The 19,646-nt window shown below is 53.8% G+C and carries 10 protein-coding genes; all 10 read left to right on the top strand.

The window, feature by feature from the left end:
- The first annotated feature begins 68 nt into the window (after positions 1 to 68).
- Positions 69 to 7,643, top strand: a complete 7,575-nt coding sequence (locus OKX01_RS17315) for a type I polyketide synthase (protein ID WP_264672174.1) — start codon at positions 69 to 71, stop codon at positions 7,641 to 7,643.
- Positions 7,636 to 8,976: an aminotransferase class I/II-fold pyridoxal phosphate-dependent enzyme gene (locus OKX01_RS17310; RefSeq protein WP_264672173.1), complete on the top strand. Its 1,341-nt coding sequence runs from the start codon at positions 7,636 to 7,638 to the stop codon at positions 8,974 to 8,976. The genes OKX01_RS17315 and OKX01_RS17310 overlap by 8 nt, the downstream gene beginning before the upstream one ends.
- 2 nt (positions 8,977 to 8,978) lie before the next feature.
- Positions 8,979 to 10,178 carry a polysaccharide biosynthesis/export family protein gene (locus OKX01_RS17305; RefSeq protein WP_264672172.1) on the top strand — a complete coding sequence of 400 codons (1,200 nt, stop codon included), beginning with the start codon at positions 8,979 to 8,981 and terminating at the stop codon, positions 10,176 to 10,178.
- Positions 10,179 to 10,220: 42 nt separating this feature from the next.
- A complete protein-coding gene (locus OKX01_RS17300) occupies positions 10,221 to 11,009 on the top strand; it encodes an ABC transporter permease (RefSeq protein WP_264672171.1) in 789 nt (262 codons plus the stop codon).
- A complete protein-coding gene (locus OKX01_RS17295; protein ID WP_108728406.1) occupies positions 11,006 to 11,668 on the top strand; it encodes an ABC transporter ATP-binding protein in 663 nt (220 codons plus the stop codon). Before OKX01_RS17300 ends, OKX01_RS17295 begins: the two co-directional genes overlap by 4 nt.
- Positions 11,665 to 12,855 carry a chain-length determining protein gene (locus OKX01_RS17290; RefSeq protein WP_203226723.1) on the top strand — a complete coding sequence of 397 codons (1,191 nt, stop codon included), beginning with the start codon at positions 11,665 to 11,667 and terminating at the stop codon, positions 12,853 to 12,855. Before OKX01_RS17295 ends, OKX01_RS17290 begins: the two co-directional genes overlap by 4 nt.
- A 16-nt stretch (positions 12,856 to 12,871) precedes the next feature.
- The gene (locus OKX01_RS17285) at positions 12,872 to 13,696 is read left to right on the top strand and encodes a hypothetical protein (protein WP_264672170.1); all 825 of its coding nucleotides are present in this window, start codon (positions 12,872 to 12,874) and stop codon (positions 13,694 to 13,696) included.
- Between the two features lie 125 nt (positions 13,697 to 13,821).
- The gene (gene wecB, locus OKX01_RS17280; RefSeq protein WP_108728408.1) at positions 13,822 to 14,943 is read left to right on the top strand and encodes a non-hydrolyzing UDP-N-acetylglucosamine 2-epimerase; all 1,122 of its coding nucleotides are present in this window, start codon (positions 13,822 to 13,824) and stop codon (positions 14,941 to 14,943) included.
- Positions 14,944 to 14,957: 14 nt separating this feature from the next.
- Entirely contained in the window at positions 14,958 to 16,223 is a 1,266-nt protein-coding gene (gene wecC / locus OKX01_RS17275; protein ID WP_230019382.1) for a UDP-N-acetyl-D-mannosamine dehydrogenase, read from the top strand.
- 26 nt (positions 16,224 to 16,249) lie between these two features.
- Positions 16,250 to 19,609: a glycosyltransferase gene (locus tag OKX01_RS17270; RefSeq protein ID WP_264672169.1), complete on the top strand. Its 3,360-nt coding sequence runs from the start codon at positions 16,250 to 16,252 to the stop codon at positions 19,607 to 19,609.
- The last annotated feature ends 37 nt before the right edge of the window (positions 19,610 to 19,646 follow it).

The following is a 19,646-nucleotide window of genomic DNA, read 5'->3' as shown; positions in this document are numbered from 1 at the left end:
ATCAAACATGACTATTCCGTGCTCCGCGATGACAGGGCAAGTCAGTAAAGATCGAAAGGGTAGGGTGCGTGTCTCAAAATACAGGAAAGGGTGCTAAGGAGTTAAAAGCATCCCGTACGGATATTAATAAAAGCAATACTGCGTCTGGAGCAATCGCTATTATTGGCATGGCGTTTCGCTTCCCGGGCGATTTATCGCAGCCCGACCAGTTTTGGAATGCTTTAATTCAAAAGCGCGATCTGGTCACGGAAATTCCCGCTGATCGCTGGGCGACTGCCGAATTGCAACACGACAAAAGGTCCGAGCCGGGTCGCAGCATCACGTTTTCGGCTGGCGTTCTGTCGCGTATCGACCAGTTTGATGCGGATTTTTTTGGTATCTCCCCACGCGAAGCCGCCTGGCTAGACCCGCAACAGCGTCTGTTGCTGGAGCTGTCCTGGGAAGCCATGGAAAACGCGGGCGTTGTGCCGTCCGCCATGGCTGGTAGTGACTGTGCGGTTTATGTCGGTATCTCCGGTTTGGATTACGGCATGCGCGGCCTGGATGATTTGGCCAGCCTGACTGCCCATATGATGACCGGCAATACCATGAGTATTGCGGCCAACCGTCTGTCTTATATCTACGACTTGCACGGACCGTCCATGGCGGTGGATACCGCCTGCTCGTCATCCTTGGTGGCTTTGCATCAAGCATGCTCAAGCCTGCGTAATGGCGAGGCCTCGACCGCTTTGGTCGGTGGCGTCAATCTGTTGCTGCACCCCTATCCCTTTGTCGGCTTTACCAAAGCGTCGATGTTGTCGGCAGACGGACGCTGCAAGGCGTTTGATGAGGCCGGCAATGGCTATGTCCGTTCCGAGGGCGGTGCGGTACTGATGCTCAAGCCTTTGGAGCAAGCACTAGCCGATGGTGATCAGGTACAGGCTGTCATTTTGGCTACGGGCGTGAATGCCGATGGTGCTCGCAAGACCGGCATCACCATCCCTAGCTGCCAGGGACAAATTGAGTTGATGCGCTCCGTTTTAGAGCGCAGCGGCCTGACTGCGGGTGATGTGGACTTTGTCGAGGCCCACGGTACCGGTACGGCAGTAGGCGACCCTATTGAAACTACCGCAATCAGTGCGGTGTATGGAAAAACGCGCCAACAGCGTTTGCCTATTAGTTCAGTCAAAGCGAATTTGGGGCATATGGAGTCAGCCTCCGGCATGGCCGGTTTGGTCAAAACGGTGCTGGCTTTGCAGCATCAAGCCCTGCCGCCTGCTTTGCATTTGAACACCCCCAATCCCGCGATTGATTTTGACGGCTTGAATCTGGAATTGTTACCGCAAGGCCGTCAGTTGCATCGTACCGACGGCAAGCCTTTGGTGGCGGGCCTTAATTCTTTTGGCTTTGGTGGTGCCAACGCACACGTTTTGCTACAGGCCCCTGTCGCACGCGTTGGTCAATCGACTGTTGCGCCGAACTCGGTTTTGCCGCCTTTAGTCTTGTCGGCCAAAACAGAAGCCGCCCTGCGGGAACAGGCTGGTAATTATGCGGATTTGCTGGATGGCAAGACGGCACAAGCGTTTTACGATGTCAGTTACGCGGTAGCGCACGGTCGGCAGACTTTGGCTCGTGCTTTGATCATTCAGCCCGAAACGGTTGAAGAAGGCGTGGCGCAATTGCGTGCTTACGCGCAGGGGCAAGACCCGCAGGGTCTGCAAACGGTAGATGCCCTGGATAAAGAAGCTCAACTGGCTTTCGTGTATGCGGGTAACGGAGCGCAGTGGTTGGGTATGGGCGTGACCTTGTTGCGCGAGTCCCCTCGTTTCGCCGCACTGCTGTCCGAGCTGGACACCTTGATGCAGCCCTTGGCGGGTTTCTCGTTACTGGAGCAATTGCAGGCCGAGCCTGCTGCCTCCCGTATGGACGACACGACCGTTGCCCAGCCCCTGTTGTTTGCCCTGCAGGTTATTGTGACGCGCATGCTGCGCGAAGATGGCGTTCAGCCTGATGCCGTCACGGGACATAGCGTAGGTGAAATTGCTGCAGCCTGGGCCGCTGGTGCTCTGGATCTGGAACAAGCCATACGTGTGATTTGTGCCCGTAGCCAGGCCCAAGGCCTGACTCGTGGTCAAGGCCGGATGGCCGTTATTGGTCTATCGCTGGAAGCGGTAAACACCTTGCTGGAAAGCCAGGGTGCGGACTTGGGCGTGAATGTGGCGGGTGTGAACAGCCCCTCCAATATCACCTTGTCCGGTAGCCTGGAGGGCTTGCAACGCATTCAGTCTGCCCTGGAAGACCAAAGCGTTTTCTTTCGCTTGTTGGATCTGGATTACGCCTTTCACAGCCCCTATATGGATGGCTTGTTGCCGCATCTGGAAAAGAGCCTGGGCGACTTGCAGCCCGGCCAGCCGGAACCACAGGCGCGTTTTGTTTCGACCGTTACCGGTCAAGAGTTGCCTCCATACGAGCTGGGTGTGGAGTACTGGTGGCGCAATATTCGCGAGCCCGTGCAGTTTGAGCAGGCCATTGCTTGCCTGGCCAAGCAGGGCTGCCGTGTTTTTCTGGAAATTGGCCCGCATGCCATTTTGCAGCGCTACATCCGTGAAACCCTGACTCAGGCCGATGTTCAGGGTGTTGTGCTGTCCAGCCTGCGCAAGCATGACGATGGCCCACAGCGTCTGGTCGATACGGCCCTGCATACCCTGGCTCTGCTGCCTTCCCAGTTGAAGGCCCGTTTCCCCGTGGCTGGTAATCCGGTGGATCTACCTGTGTATCCGTGGCAGCGCGAGCGTCATTGGTACAAGACCAGCACAGAAGGGATGCGCTCCATTGAGCGCCGACGAGTACATGATTTGCTGGGTTGGCGCCTGCCCGATAGCGATATCAGCTGGGAAAACGTACTAGACCCGGTGATTTTGCCTTGGCTGGCTGATCACAAAGTGGGTGGGGCCATGGTGTACCCCGGCGCTGCTTATTTGGAGATGGCCTTGGCCGCAGCCCGCGAGTGGCTGGGCGAAGCACTGATCCAGGTGGACGAGCTGGATATTCTGGCTCCGCTGGTCTTTGACGGTGAGCATGCCCGCAGCCTGCGCTTTGTGCTGAGTCCGCGCGATGGCAGTTTCTATATCAAGAGCCGCCAACGCCTGAGCCAGGACGAGTGGGTGGTACACGCTAGTGGCCGCATTCTGGCTTCGGATGAGCGCATGCCCAAGCCAGAGCTCTCGCCCCTAAGCTCGGCGGAACGGCAGATTGATCGTGATCGCCACTATCGTCTGGCACATTCCTTGGGCTTGGACTACGGTCCAGCCTTCCAGGGTTTGAAGGTCTCACAGGTGCAAGATACGTACCTGCATGCGGAACTGGAAATGCCCGTCAGCCTGGAGCAAGACGGTTATCTGCTGCACCCGGCCTTGATGGACGTGTGCTACCAGTCTCTGGTGGATTTCTTCGCACAAGATATTGAAGTAGGCCAAGGCGTTGCCTTATTGCCTGTGAAAGTAGGCCGCTTTACCTTGTCCACCGAAGGGCAAGTGACGCATTTCCGTGCGCATCTGCGTCGCAGCAGTGCCCGTTCGGTACTGGCGGACTTTGAGCTGTATGGTGCTGATGGCCGCTTGCTGGCCAGCGCCCAGGCTTGTCGTTTCCGCGCGGCACATTTCTTGCGTCAGGACCGACACGCGGTCTCCAACTGGCAAATTAACCCGTATCTGCGTCCTCATCCTCATGATGAGCGAGCCGCCGTTACGCTCTCGCCTGAACAACTGGCCCAAAGCGGTTGGGCTGCACTGGTCGATCAGCAGCAAGAACGCGAAACCTGGTTCCAGCAGACTTTGCCTTTGCTGGATGCCTTGAGTCTGTCCTTTATTTATGAAGCCTTCCAGGACGTTAAACCAGCCGAGCTCAGTGCCGAGGTATTGAATAGTCCGTATGGCTGCTGGATGAGTGAGCTGTTGCGCAGTGAAGCGCTGCTGCAAGATGGGGAAAGCTATCGAGTGGCGGAGCAGGCGGATATGCCTTCTGCCCAGGACTTGTGGCGCACGATTTTGCAGGACTCCCCGAGCAGCCTGCCGCAGTTGACCCAGATTGGTTCGGTGGGCCGCCAACTGCCCGCCTTGTTACGTGGTGATCTTTCAGGCGAAAAACTGCTGGCTTCCTTGCGCCGTTCCCCGGTGGTTGAAGTGCTGTATGACGATGACCCCATGTATCTGGGTGTGCGTCAGGCACTGGAAGCCCAGTTGCGAGAGCTGGCTGCGAACTTGCCGGTTTCCCAGCGGCTGCGTGTGCTGGAAGTCGCTGTTGGCCCTAGCGATTTGCCCAAGACGCTGGCGGCTTGTTTGTCTGAAGATCAGTTTGAGTATGTGTTGGCCTTGCCGGATGCCGATTTGCAGGCACGTCAGGCGACGCAACATCATGCGCTAGCCAATGTGCAAGTTGTCGGTTTTGATTTGCAAGAGTGGCAACTGGATCAGTCCAACGACACACAGTTTGATGTCGTGATTTTGCGTCACAGCCTGCACCGTACCGTGCATGTTCCACCTGCTTTGCTGCGTAGCAAGCAGTGGCTGGCTACAGGTGGTGTTTTGCTGCTGGCCGAGTGTCACCCTGATTGGCATGCGGATTTTCTGTCCGGTCTGGACCCAAGCTGGTGGCATACAGCCGCTGAGTCGCAATCCTCTTCCTTGCTGTCGCCTGAAGGCTGGCACAGGGCTTTGGAGCAAGCGGGTTTTGAGCAGGTACAAACAGCCCCAGAGCCTGCCGCTCAGGCGTTGAGCGAAGGTGCTTATTTGCTTTTGGCCAGCGCCGCGACAAAGCAGACAGGTCAGAATCTGGAGGCCGTCGCTACAGCCCAGTGGCTACTGTTGTTTGACGAGGCTTCCCAAACGCATGCCCATTCTTTGCAAGCTCGTTTGGAGGCAGTCGGACAGACGGTTTGCGCCCAAGCCTGGCCACCCAGTGCCGACGCTTTGGCTGATGAGCACACGCTGAATGTGGTGCCGATGCTGGGTTGGGCTGATACCGTTGCTGCTGTCAGCCAGACCAGTGCGCAACTGCTGAACCTGACTCAAAGCTTGTCCGCCCGTGCTGCTGCAAGCCGTTTGTTCCTGGTGACGCACGGCGGAGCATTGCCTGCGATGGCGGAAGAATTGGATTGGGCGGTGAATCCTGCCCAGTCGGCCTTGTGGGGCTTTGGCCGCGTCGTTATGAACGAGCTGCCTGCCTTGTCCTGCATTCTGATCGATCTGGCCGGCGATCTGAATGCCGGCAACATCGCTCAGCGCCTGGAGTGCGAGCTGCTGTGGCCAGATGGTGCGACAGAAATTGTCTTGTCTCAAGACGCACGCCATACCTTGGTGTTGCAAGAGGCCACTCAGCTTGTAAGTGCTCAATTAGGCCAGGATGCCCGCTTTAAGTTGGACTTCCACGTGCCCGGACAGTTGCGCAATCTGGAATGGCAAGCTGTTCAAGCGCCCACTCTGGCTGCGGATCAGGTCGAAGTCCGCACCATGGCAGCGGGCCTGAACTTCCGTGACGTGATGTACTTGATGGGCTTGTTGCCGGACGAAGCCGTAGAAAACGGGTTCGCCGGTGCGAGCCTGGGCCTGGAGTTCTCGGGTGTGGTCACACGCCTTGGGGCCGATGTCACTAACCTGTCGGTCGGCCAGCCGGTGATGGGTTTTGGTTCCTCCTGCTTTGCCAGCCATGTGGTGACACGTGCGGATGCTATCGCTCCCATGCCTGAAGGTTGGGATTTTGAAGCCGCCGCTACCGTTCCCACTGTGTTCTTCACCGTGTACTACGCGCTGACGCACCTGGCCCATATCCAGCCCGGCGAGAAGGTGCTGATCCATGGTGCTGCAGGCGGCGTGGGAATTGCTGCAATCCAGCTCGCCCGCCATTTGGGCGCAGAGATTTATGCCACCGCTGGCACGGACGAGAAGCGAGTGTTCGCCTCCTTGTTGGGCGCTGACCATGTGTTCGATTCGCGCAGCCTGAGCTTTGCTCAGGATGTGATGGATGCCACTGGCGGTGAGGGCGTGGATGTGGTGCTGAACTCCCTGGCAGGTGAAGCCATGCGCCGCAGCCTGGATGTCTTGAGCCCATTTGGCCGTTTCCTGGAACTGGGCAAGCGTGACTTTTTCGAGAACACACCGATTGGTCTGCGTCCCTTCAAGAGCAATATCAGTTACTTCGGTATTGATGCCGACCAGTTGCTGACAGGACGTCCAGCCCTGGCAGGACGTTTGTTCAAAGAAGTCATGGAACTGTTCCATGACGGCGCGCTGTTCCCATTGCCTTACCGCAGTTTCGGTGCCGAGCATGTGGTCGATGCATTCCGCGCCATGCAACAGGCTCGTCACATCGGCAAGCTGGTGGTGTCCTTGAAGGATGCCCGGCCCCACCTGCCCGCAAAACAAATAGCGACCCCTATCGACTTGTCCACACAGGGCACGTGGTTGGTAACGGGCGGTTTGTCTGGCTTCGGTTTGGCTTCAGCCCAATGGCTGGTCAAGCGTGGCGTGCGCTCTTTGGTTTTGGCGGGACGCCGTGGTGCCGATACCCCGGGTGCACAAGCGCTGCTGGAACAGTTCCAGACACAAGGCTGTCGTGTGCAAATCGTGGCGTGTGACGTCACGGATTGTGCAGCGGTACAAGCTGCCGTCGCCCAGATTCAGGCAAGTGATAGTCCGTTAACGGGTGTGCTGCATGCTGCCGCCGTGTTTGATGATCGCCTGATCGCGAATATGGATCAGGACAGCTTGAACAAGGTGCTGCAAACCAAGTTGGTGGGGGCATGGAATCTGCACCTGGCCACTCAGGATGTGAGTTTGTCCCACTTCGTGCTGTATTCCTCGGTGACGACTTCTATTGGTAACCCCGGACAGGCGAACTATGTGGCCGCCAACGCGGGCCTGGAAGGGCTGACGCGCCTGCGTCAGAACCTGGGTCTGGCGGCTTCTTGCATTGCTTGGGGGCCGATTGGCGACGCAGGTTACCTGACCCGCAATGAAACCGTGAAGGACAGCTTGGGCAAACGCCTGGGCAAAGCGTCTCTGCAATCCGATCAGGCATTGGATCAACTGGATCGCGTGCTGGCTGTTAACGGTGAAGTGTCCATTGTGGCTAACTTCGATTGGAATGCCCTGGCCCGTTTGCTGGCCTCGGCCCAGAGCGAACGCTTTGCCATCTTGAATCGTGCTCGCAAGGACCAGGACTCCGGTAGCGACGGCCAGGATATTCACGCCTTGATCGCTGGTAAAACGCCCGAGCAAATTCACGCTTTGGTGGCCGAATGGGTGGCGCAGGAAGTCGCCAACATTTTGCGTACTGAAGTAGACCGTATCGAAACTCAACGCTCCTTGCATGATCTGGGCATGGACTCCTTGATGGCCGTGGAGTTGGCCTTGGGCTTGGAGCAACGCTTTGGCGTGCAGTTGCCCGCCATGGTGCTGAACGATTCTCCCACCGTCTGGAACGTCGCCGCCCGCATTGTCGATAAGTTGACGGCTGGTGGCGAGGACTCGGCAGAGCACGATGCAGGGCATCTGGTCGCCGATGTCGTACGTCAGCACGGGGATGAGATGTCCGATACGGACTTGCAAGGACTGGCCAAGGATGTACAGCGATTGGCAGAAACAGGGACATCACTGATTCATGAGTAAGAACGATCTGGCGCCAGGTAGTAAAGCACAACTGATTCAGCGCATTTTGGGACGTAAAACTGGGCAAGCGACCGGCGATGGTCGCATGGCCGATCAGTCTGCCAGCCGTCAGGGCGCGGCCAGCCATATTCCGGATGCCTTCACCCGCTTTGACCGCCACCCTGGTTACGAGAAAATGCTGGTGCCCAAGGCCATGGCCGATCGTATGGGCGTGCGCAATCCATTTTTTCGCAGCCACGACGGTGTAGCGGCTGCGCATACCCGGATCAACGGGCGCGACTATCTGAACTTCGCCAATTACAACTATCTGGGTCTGTCAGCACACCCTGAAGTCAATGCAGCCGCTAAAGCCGCGATGGACCAGTACGGCACATCGGCCTCGGCCAGCCGTTTGGTTGCGGGCGAGCGCCGTGTTCAGCGCGAGCTGGAAGAGGAACTGGCCCAGAACTATGAGGTGGATGATTGCGTGGTTTTCGTCAGTGGGCACGCCACCAACGTCAGCACCATTGGTTACTTGTTTGGTCCCAAGGATCTGGTGATTCACGATAGCCTGATCCACAACAGTATTTTGCAAGGCATCCAGTTATCGGGTGCCGCCCGCCGTTCATTTCCTCACAACGATAGTGCCGCCCTGGAGCGCATTCTGGCCGATATTCGTGGCCAGTTCGAGCGTGTGCTGATTGTGATTGAAGGCTTGTACAGCATGGATGGAGACATCCCGAATCTGCCTGCATTTATTGACATAAAACGGCGCTATAAAGCGTTTTTGATGGTCGATGAAGCTCACGCTCTGGGTGTGCTTGGCAAAACGGGCCGTGGCTCGCACGAGCATTTTGGTGTGGTGGGTCGAGATGTCGATATCTGGATGGGCACCTTGAGCAAGACCTTGGCAAGTTGCGGCGGCTACATCGCTGGTGATCGTGCGCTGGTGGAATTGCTTAAATACGCCGCCTCCGGTTTTGTGTACAGCGTGGGAATCTCTCCCGTGTTGGCGGCCGCTTCGCTCAAAGCCTTGCAGATCATGCGTCGGGAACCCGAGCGTGTACAAAACCTGCAAGAGCGTGGCAGTCAGTTTCTGACTTCGATGCGCTCGCTGGGGATCAATACCGGTTTTGCCCAAGGCTACGCCGTTATTCCTGCGATTACCGGCAGCTCTCTGAAAGCAGTCAAATTGTCCGGTCAGTTGTTTGATGCCGGTCTGAATGTGCAACCCATTATCCATCCTGCGGTAGAAGAAAAAGCAGCACGTTTGCGCTTTTTTCTGTCTTCCACGCATAGCCAGGATGACATAGACCTGGCGTGTGAAACCGTTCATACGCTCATGAAGAAATAAGCATGGCTCAATTACTACACACAGCAGTTAGCAAGATCGCCGCAATAGGACGGCCCGTACTGGCCAGTACCCTGGTCGCCGTACTGGCCGGATGTGCCACGATGCCCGACTGGATGCCAGCCGATGGCCCCAGCCGCCAGCAAGTGCAAGAACGACGTGATGGCCGTATCGAAGGCATCACTCTGGTCAATGTGACTGACTCCCTGACCAAGAAACTGGCCGCTAAAAAGCGCATGGGTGACTTTGCTGCCCAGTTCCCTAGCTCGGGCTCGAACAACTACCTGATTGGCCCCGGCGATGTGCTGGAAGTGTCGGTATGGGAAGCGCCGCCTGCCATGCTGTTTGGCAGTATTTCCTTGGATCCCAAGGCGACGGCAGCGACGACGAATGCCGTTGCCTTCCCGTCACAAATGGTGACCTCAGATGGCATGATCAGCATGCCTTTTGCAGGCCGTATTGCTGTCCAGGGCCACAACACCCAACAGATTGAAGAAAGCATTGCCAAGCGTTTGCAAGGCAAGGCCAATAACCCCCAAGTATTGGTGCGTGTCACCCAGAACAACTCTTCCAACGTGACGGTGGTGGGCGAAGTCAATCAAAGCACCTTGATGCCCTTGACACCGAAAGGCGAGCGCCTGCTGGATGCCTTGGCCGCCGGAGGTGGCGTTAAACAAGCCGTAAACAGTATCGCCATTCAGCTCTCGCGTGAGCAGAACACATCGACGATGGCCTTGGATACGATCATCCGTAATCCGAGCCAGAACATTATGTTAAAGCCGGGCGATGTGATCACGGCGCTGTATCAGAACCAAAGCTTCTCTATATTGGGCGCCACAGGCAAGAACGAAGAGATTCCGTTTGAAGCCCAAGGTATTTCCCTGGTGCAGGCCCTGGCCCGCTCCGGCGGCCTGGATACCTCACGTGCTGATGCTCGCGGTGTATTTGTCTTCCGCTTTGAAGATGCTGCGCTGGTGGACGGTGCGCCAGAGTCGACCCTGCTGGACAAGCAGGGCCTCGTACCCGTGGTGTACGAGATCGACCTGCGTGACCCGGCTTCTTTCTTTGTCACCCAGAACTTCCCGGTGCAGGACAAGGACGTGATCTACGTCTCCAACTCGCCAGCGGCTGAATTCCAGAAGTTCCTGCGTCTTGTGGTGTCGGTGGCCGTGCCTAGTACGACCTTGAACAACATGATGAAGTGATGAGCCTCATGGTTGAACGCAAAATTTTTAGTAGAGGTCGAGATGAGTAATCAGGTGCGCAGCCCCATGGCCGTCACCTGGTCGGTCTGGCGGGCGCTGCTTTTGCGCGAATCCTTGGACCGTCTGTTTGATATGCGGGCTGCCTGGTTCTGGTTGTTGATGGAGCCGGTGCTGCATATCAGTTTCATCACGTTTATCTTCACCGTGATTCGTCTGCGTACGGTCGGTGGCATTGATGTCACCGTTTGGATTGTGGTGGGGATGCTGGCGTTTTTTATGTTTCGTCGTACGGCGATGCAGGTGATGCACGCTGCCGATAGTAATAAGCCGTTGTTTGCTTACAGGCAGGTTCATCCCTTTGACACGTATGTCGCACGAGGTGTTTTGGAAGCATTTTTGATGACCTTGGTGTCCGCCATTATCTTAGCGGGAGCAGCCTTGCTTGGGCATGACGTACGGCCTGATGACCCCTTGCAGGTTTTGATGGCGATGTTTGGGTTATGGCTTTTTGGTGTGGGCTATGGCTTGGTGGCCTCTGTCTTGATGGCCTTGGTTCGTGAGACAGAGCACATATTGAAACTCATGATGATGCCGTTGTACTTGATCTCTGGGGTCATCATGCCGATTTCTGCTGTTCCCCAGCCTTATCGGGATCTGCTCTTGTTCAATCCTTTGGTGCATGGACTGGAGTTGGTGCGTAAAGGGTTTGCGAATTACTACCACATGGTGCCTGGCGTCAGCATGGGATACCTGTATCTGTGGGGGATCGTCAGTCTATTTCTGGGCCTGGTTTTGTATAGACGCTTTACACAGCAGTTGGTGATGAAATGATCGTCGTCAAGGATGTTTATAAGCGCTACAAGACCGCCCATGGTGTGGGCCGTTGGGTGTTGGAAGGGGTCAACCTGACAATCCCACCCAAGGTAAATGTGGGTTTGATTGGCTCTAACGGTGCTGGGAAATCTACGTTGTTGCGCTTGATCGGTGGGGTGGATCACCCCAATAAGGGAACGGTGCAGCGTATGTGCAGGGTGTCGTGGCCCATGGGTAACGGGGGGTTGGAGGGCACCTTGACCGGCCGCCAAAACGCCAAGTTTGTGTGCAGAGTGCATGGTCATCAAGAAGATCTGGCAGATCGGCTGGCTTTTATTAAAGATTTTTCTGAACTGGGTCGAGCTTTTGAGGAGCCGGTCTATACCTACTCCTCTGGAATGCGCTCCCGCCTTCAGTTTGCGTTGTCGTTTGCCTTTAATTTCGATGTGTACATCTCGGACGAGGTGACGGCAGCGGGTGATGCGGCATTCCGTAAGAAAGCCGCGGACGCCTTTAAAACCATGACCAATCGCGCGGGCTTGATCATGGTGGCTCACGACAATAAAACCTTAAAACAATTTTGCCAGGCGGGTGTCTGGCTGCATCAAGGACGAGCGCACTGGTTTGACCAGATTGACGATGCGCTCAATGCCTACAAGGATTCGCTTCCAAAATGACAGATACACCTCAAGTCACTACGCAGGCGGCTAGCACCGCTTCTAATCAAGCCGTTTCAAAGAAACCTACCTTTGGAGCTCGCCTGCGTTCGTGGTTTTCATTGCGCTTATTTGATTACGCCGTACGTGTGATTCTGATCCTGGCTGTTTTGACGTCGGCGTACTGGTTGATCTTTGCCTCGAACCGCTATGTGTCCGAGGCTAACGTCATTATCCGAAAGACAGACTCGGTAGGAGCCCCCTCTTTTGACTTAGGGATGTTGGTATCGGGTGTGGCTACTGTTGATCGCGCGAACCAGTTGTTGTTGCGTGATTACTTGTTGTCCGTGGACATGCTTAAAAAGCTCGATCAGTCTTTGGATTTACGTACGCATTACAGTTCCTCGGATCATGATCTGGTGTCGCGGATGTGGTTCCAGGATGCGTCGCTAGAGTGGTTTCACCGTCATTACCTGCGTCGTGTCGAAGTGGAGTTTGATGATTTCTCTGGTGTGTTGCGCATCAAGGTCCAAGCTTATAGCCCCGAGATGGCTCAGGCGATTACGGAGCTGCTGGTTAAGGAAGGCGAGCGTTATATGAACGTCTTGGGCCATGAAATGGCCCAGGTTCAGGTCGATTTCTTGGTTACTCAGGTTGACCAGGCGCAGGAGCGCTTTCAACAAGCGAGCCAGGACTTGCTGAACTACCAGAATGAAGCCGGTTTATTGTCCCCACAAGCCACAGCAGAAAGTATTAATGCGATTGTGGCTGCCTTGGAAGGGCAGCGGGCTCAGTTGCAGACCCAATTGGCCTCTTTGCCCAAGTCATTGGATCGTGACCATCCCAATATTCTGATGCTTAAACAGTCTTTGAAAGCAGTGGACGAGCAAATTAAGCAAGAAAAGCTGAAGTTGGCGACGCCGTCCGGCGGCACGTTGAATGCCTATGTAGAAGAGTTTTATCGCTTGGATATGAATGTGAAGTTCACACAAGAGCTCTACAAATCCTCTTTAACTGCTTTGGAGAAAGGCAGGATTGATGCCACTCGCATGTTGGAGAAAGTGTCTGTGCTGCAGTCCGCCACCTTGCCCGAGTATCCGATGGAGCCGCGTCGTCTGTACAACACCTTGGTGACTTTGCTGTTGGCGCTGATCCTGGCCGGGATTTTGAAGCTGCTCAAGAGCATTGTCTTGGACCATGTGGATTGATCGGGGGTGCGCTTGAATGAGCAAGGTATCTTCGTGTGGTGAGCAAGTGCCGGATCAGGAGCGGGAGGCACAAATAAAGTTGCTAAGTGATGAAAACCGATTGTTATTTGATCACTTGGAGTTGCTTCAACGCGAGTTGGTGTGCTTGTTAGGTGATGCCGGTGACATCTCTGCTGCGGTTTTGCGCGAGGCAGGGACAAAACCGGCCGTGTCGGAGGATGTGCTTGATTATTTGTTTGAGGCTTTAGCTGAGAACATTCGTTGCCACGCGTTGGTGGAAGCACAGACGCATTTGTTTTTTTTGAAGTCACAAAAGGCTTTGGAGAATCAGCTGGGAAGAATACTTATTGATGCTGCAGGCTCAGTAAGTGGTTTTATCTCCGCTCCTGTGTCTCTGTGGCGGGCATGGCGGCAGAACCGGAATACGCGTCCTTCCAAAGCCTTGGGAGGCAAGTCATTTGAGAAGGTAGTACAGGCATACGCTTCAGGTGGACAAGCAGCGGTTGAAGCTTTGTTGAGTGAAGTTCCTCTATGTCTCTCTTTACAGGCAAATGCTTGGACTGCCGTTGCTCGTAGTCAGCTTCAGATAGATGACAAGATTGTGGTTAATCTGGCTCGACGGGCCTATGAATTGGAACCGCTTCCATTCCGACAAAAGTGGTTAGCGTTTCGATTGTATGAGGTGGGAGAGTTATTGGAGGCGGAGGCATTGATAAGCTTATTGCCAGAGGGCATGGCTTTCAGTGAGTCTGAAGAACAACAACTTCTAAGTCTTAGAAATGCAGCAAAGCAATATCGTTTCGATCAAGCTCGTCAAATATACGAGAGCAAATGGAAGTGAGTGTTGATTATTGGCTTGATAGCAGAGAGCTGGGTCTTAGTTTGAGTAATTTGTCAGGGTCGGTGCAGGGCGTGTATTTATCAGCTTATACGGCTTATTTCTCTTAGGATTGCAAGGTTTTAAAAATGAAAATTTTGACTGTATTTGGCACACGACCGGAGGCCATCAAAATGGCTCCGGTGGTTAAGGCATTGGCTGCTGACTCTGCATTTGAAGCGCGCGTGTGTGTCACGGGTCAGCACCGCCAGATGCTGGATCAGGTTCTGGATATTTTTTCTATCAAACCTGATTTTGACTTGAACCTGATGAAGCCAGGTCAGGACCTGTATGACATCACCAGTAATGTGTTGTTGGGTATGCGTGATGTGTACAAGCAATGGCAACCAGACATGATTTTGGTGCATGGTGATACGACCACTACGATGGCTGCAGCGTTGTCAGCTTATTACGCCAAGATCAAGGTCGGTCACGTAGAGGCTGGCCTGCGTACTCATAATAAGTACTCGCCTTGGCCAGAGGAAATGAACCGTCGCCAAGCGGGCGTATTGGCTGATGTGCACTTTGCTCCAACCGAGCAATCGCAGTCTCATTTATTGCATGAGGGTGTTGATCCCAAGACGGTGCATATTACAGGCAATACCGTCATTGATGCGCTGTTGGATGTAGCAGCGCGCGTACGTCAGGACTCGGAACTACGTAGCCGCTTTGAGGCTCAGTTCTCTTTTATCAATCCAGCCAAACGCTTGGTTCTGGTGACGGGGCATCGTCGCGAGAACTTTGGCTCTGGTTTTGAAAACATCTGCCTGGCTTTGCGCCAGATTGCCTCTCGTGGCGATGTGCAGGTGGTGTATCCCGTGCACTTGAATCCAAATGTTCAGGAACCAGTACGTCGTATCTTATCCGACGTTTCCGACGTTCATTTGATCGAACCATTGGATTATTTGCCCTTTGTTTACCTAATGGATCGTTGTGATCTTTTGGTCACTGACTCCGGGGGCATTCAAGAAGAAGCGCCTTCTTTGGGCAAACCGGTATTGGTGATGCGAGACACAACCGAGCGCCCGGAAGCCGTGGATGCAGGAACGGTGCGTTTGGTGGGAACAGAAACACACGCCATTGTTAGCGCTGCCACGCAGTTGCTGGATGACGCTGCGGAATATGAGCGTATGGCGCGGGCGCACAACCCCTATGGGGACGGCAAGGCCGCCACCCGCATTAGCGAAATTTTAAAAACTTTGATCTCTTGATTCGGAAAACCAGCATGTTTGAAACTCTCTCCATGATCGGCCTGGGCTATATTGGCCTGCCTACTGCCACATTATTTGCCTCCCGCCGCAAGAAGGTCATTGGCGTTGATGTGAATGCTTACGCGGTCGATACGATTAATCAGGGCCGGATTCATATTGTTGAGCCTGAACTGGATATGCTGGTGCAGGCTGCTGTGCACGGTGGCTATTTGCGCGCTACGCTGACGCCAGAACCCGCTGACGCGTTTTTGATTGCTGTCCCCACTCCGTTCCTGGAAGGCAACAAACCTGACCTGAGCTATATCGCCGATGCAGCCAAAGCCATTGCTCCCGTGTTGGCCAAAGGCAATCTGGTCATTCTGGAGTCCACTTCCCCGGTGGGTACGACTGAGCAGTTGGCCCAGTGGCTGGCCGAGGCCCGTCCTGATTTGAGTTTCCCTCAGCAAGCAGGCGAGGAAGCTGACATTCAGGTGGCCTATTGCCCAGAGCGTGTTTTGCCAGGTCGTGTTGTTCATGAATTGGTGAGTAACGACCGCGTCATTGGCGGCATGACACAAAAAGCCACCGAGATGGCTACCGAGCTGTACCGGATCTTTGTGGAAGGTGCTTTGGTGCCAACCAATGCCCGTACCGCTGAAATGTGCAAACTGACCGAGAACAGCTTCCGCGATGTCAATATCGCATTTGCCAACGAGCTGTCCCTGATTTGTGATCGCTTGAATATTAATGTGTGGGAACTGATCAGCCTGGCTAACCGTCACCCACGCGTTAATATTTTGCAGCCTGGTGCCGGGGTGGGTGGTCATTGCATCGCTGTGGACCCTTGGTTCATCGTGGACAAAACACCTGAAGAGGCCCGCATTGTTCGCTTGGCTCGCGAGATCAACGACTACAAACCTGAGTGGGTTGTGGAGAAAGTCAAAGCCGCTATTGCCGGAGTGCTGTCGCTGCGTCCTGACGCACGCATGGCAGACATTAAAGTGGCATGCCTGGGCTTGGCCTTTAAACCCGATATTGATGACTTGCGCGAAAGCCCTGCTGTTGGTGTTGCCAAGAAGATTGCCAGCCTGGGATGCAAAGTACACGCCGTAGAACCCAACATCAAAGAATTGCCCGCCAAGCTACAAGGCACTGGAATTGAGCTGTCCGCTCTGGGTAGCGCGCTGGCTGATGCTGACGTCGTCTGCGTTCTTGTCAAACATCGCCCATTCATCGAGCAAGTTGCTGAGATTCGCAAGCATGCTCAGTGTATTGATGTTGTAGGTTTGTTCGCGGAATAAGCGTTAGGAAGGCGGAAAAGGCTGATATGTTGCAATCGAAAGTGAGCAGCGCTGCTCAAGCATTTCGTAATGGGGATTATGCGCTCGCTATGGAGATCTATAGCGAGCTGAGTCGTGTAGTGGGCAGAAAGTACTTTGCGGCAAATGTGATTTTGTGTCAGCAGCGCTTGGCCGACCCTGTGGTGCAGGCAGAGTTACGAGACTTGCCTGCCCAGGGCTTACGAGTTGCGGGGGTGATGGATGAGTTTACTTTTCATTCTTATGACCCGGAGTGTCAGCTTTTACAACTTCATCCTGAACAGTGTATTGAACAGTTGGAGAAGTTTCGCCCACATCTGCTTTTTATTGAGTCAGCATGGCATGGGTGTGACCAGCTCTGGAAGCTGAAAATCAGTACTAACGGGCCTGAAATCAATGCTTGTATTGATTGGTGCAAACGCCATGGTGTACCAACGCTGCTTTGGAATAAAGAAGACCCGGTGCATTTTGGCACCTTTATACCTCTGGCCAAACAGGTGGATTATGTATTTACGACGGATATGGATTGCGTCCCCAAATACAAAACTCATGTTGGGCACGACCACGTGTATTTCTTACCCTTCGCTGCCCAACCCAGAACACATAATCCGATTGAGACTTACGATCGAAAAGACGCCTTTAATTTTGCTGGCTCTTATTATTTGCGTTATCCGGAGCGGCAGCGCGATTTCGCAGCGTTGATTGAGGCGGTCAAGGGGCTGCGACCCGTTGATATTTATGACCGAAATGCGGATAACGAGCACCCTCATTATCGATTCCCTGATGAATATCGACCCATGATTTTGGGCAAGTTACCCTTTGCGGAAATAGATCGCGCCTACAAGGGATACCGGTACGGTATCAATATGAACACCATTAAACAGTCGCAGACGATGTTCGCGCGGCGTGTTTATGAATTGCTGGCCTCCAACACGATTGTGGTCTCCAACTTTTCTCGTGGTGCTCGTTTGTTGTTTGGGGATTTGATTGTGTCCTCGGACAATCCATCACAACTGACGGGGCGTTTGCGCGACATTCTTGATGATGAGCTTGCGTACAGGAAGCTGCGTCTTCTTGGGTTGCGAAAAGTAATGAGTGAGCATACGTATGCTCATCGTCTTGCGTACATTCGTGCCAAAGTCACGGGACAGGCCTTTCAGCTTTATGAGCCTGTGGTTGTGCTTCTTGCTCAGGTCCAGAGTGAACAAGATGTTTCACTGGTGAAAGAGGCCTATGCGCGACAAGCTTATGCCAATAAACAACTTTATTTGATTGGTGACTTGGGCCATATGTCTTTGACACATGGCCAGGATGTTTGTGTATATCGTTCGCTGGAGGATGCTGCATTGCAACTTGCGGCTTTGCCACCGGACACTCTGATGGGCGCTTTGCACCCTGATGATTGGTATGGTGATCAGTATTTAACTGATTTGGTATTGGCGAGCACCTACAGCCAAGCAGTCGCTTTTGGTAAATCAGTTCGCTATGTTGCCCAAGACGGGCAGGTTTCTTTGTCCACCGGACAGGCCCCCTACCACGCTGTTGATCGTTTATCTGTGCGGGCTGCTTTGGCTCGCCTGTCGGTCTTGCGCGAAGTGGTGGGTGGATGGGCGGCTTGTTTTGAGCAAGGGGCATTTGTGCTTCCGGATATGTTGGCCCTTGATGAGTTTAACTATATTGAAGCGGGGGCAAACTTATCTGAGAAGGCCCGGGCTCAAGCTGTCGACTTGTCCGTTGTAGATCAAGGTGTTTCGTTTCAGACAAAGCTAGCACCGATTGCGGAAGGTTTGCTGGCACAAGAATTAAACCCTGTCTCCGAAGGGGATGAGTTAACCCAGTTGACTGGTAGTGAGCTCCACGGTTGGATGTCTTCCAAGGGGGCGGTTTTGCTGTCTGTGCAGGGTGAGCGTTTGCGTCTGACCTCATCCTTGCAGGAGGGGCAATATTCTTACCTGTACGCCAAAGGTACCAAGACTCGAGAGGAGTTGAATTTGGTGTTGAATAGCCAGATTCAATTGCAGGGAAAATACTCGATGGATGTACGTACAGTCTTCGAGTTTCAGGATGAGCATGGTGTAAAGATCTCGCACCAAATGAATCATGCAGGGCAGAAACATTCTTTAGTGATCCCTCCTGAGTGTCAGTATGTGCGTTTTGGTTTGCGTTTTGAGGGGCCGGGTGACGCAACGGTTGATAAGCTGATATTGGGTGGGGCATCGGAACGACCGGCGGTACTAATTAGCAAGTCGCCATATTTAGTTTTAGCTAAGCAGTATCCAGCTTATGACGACCTTTACCGCTATGGTTTTTTGCATAGTCGCGTGCGCTCTTACAAGCGGGCGGGCCAACTCGTTGATATATATAAGTTTGGACAAGGGGCGGTTGAGTATCGGGAGTTCGAAGGCGTCGACGTTGCGGCCGCAGATGCAGAGTTACTGGATGCAACCCTGGCTTCTGGACAAATTAGCCATGTTTTAGTTCACATTCTGGATCAGAAAATGTGGAGGGTGCTGGAAAAGTACATAGATCGCGTGAAGGTTACGGTCTGGGCTCATGGTTCGGAAATCCAGGCCTGGTGGAGGCGGGAGTTTGAGTTTGAGACTATGGCAGACTCCGAAGTGACACGGCAGAAGCGATTAAGTGATCAGCGCCAGGTATTTTGGCGGAGTATTTTTGCAAACCCACCAGCTAACCTGCACATGGTGTTTGTATCGTCTTATTTTGCTCAAGAGATTTTTGAGGATTTGCAAATTGGCTTATCTGAGGATAAATACAGCGTTATCCATAATCCGATCGATACGCAGATTTTCCGCTACCGTGAGAAAAGTCTTGAGCAAAGAAAGAGGATCCTGTCTATACGTTCTTATGCATCCAGGAAGTATGCGAACGATCTAAGTGTTAAGGCCATTCTGGCCCTTTCTGAAAAACCAATTTTCAAACAACTGCAGTTCATGCTGATCGGTGATGGTGCTTTGTTTGAAGAGACGGTAGCGCCGGTGGAAAACTTTACGAATGTATGCATTGAACGCCGGTTTATTACTCATCAAGAAGTGGCAGATATCCAGCAGGAGTATGGCATCTTTTTAAATCCGACTCGCTGGGATTCACAAGGTGTGTCCAGGGACGAGGCCATGGCCAGTGGCTTGGTGCCTATCAGTAATGCCGTTGCGGCGGTACCTGAGTTCATGGATGAAAACAGCGGATTTCTGGTGGCTGCCGAAGATGCTCAGGGTCTGGCTGATGCTATTGAACGTCTCTATGTTGAGCCAGAGCTATTTGCGCGCTTGTCCGCCAACTCAGCCAAGCGCGCCCGTGAGCAAAGTGATGCTGTTTTGATGGCAGAGCGGGAAATGAGTTTGTTTGTGTAGCGGTCTCTATTTTTCTTATTTACGAATTTAATTTTTA

Source organism: Alcaligenes sp. SMD-FA (assembly GCF_025960365.1).
Lineage (GTDB): Bacteria > Pseudomonadota > Gammaproteobacteria > Burkholderiales > Burkholderiaceae_B > Alcaligenes > Alcaligenes aquatilis.
The sequence above is the reverse complement of the archived record's forward strand: the minus strand, read 5'-3'. Positions and strand labels throughout refer to the sequence as shown.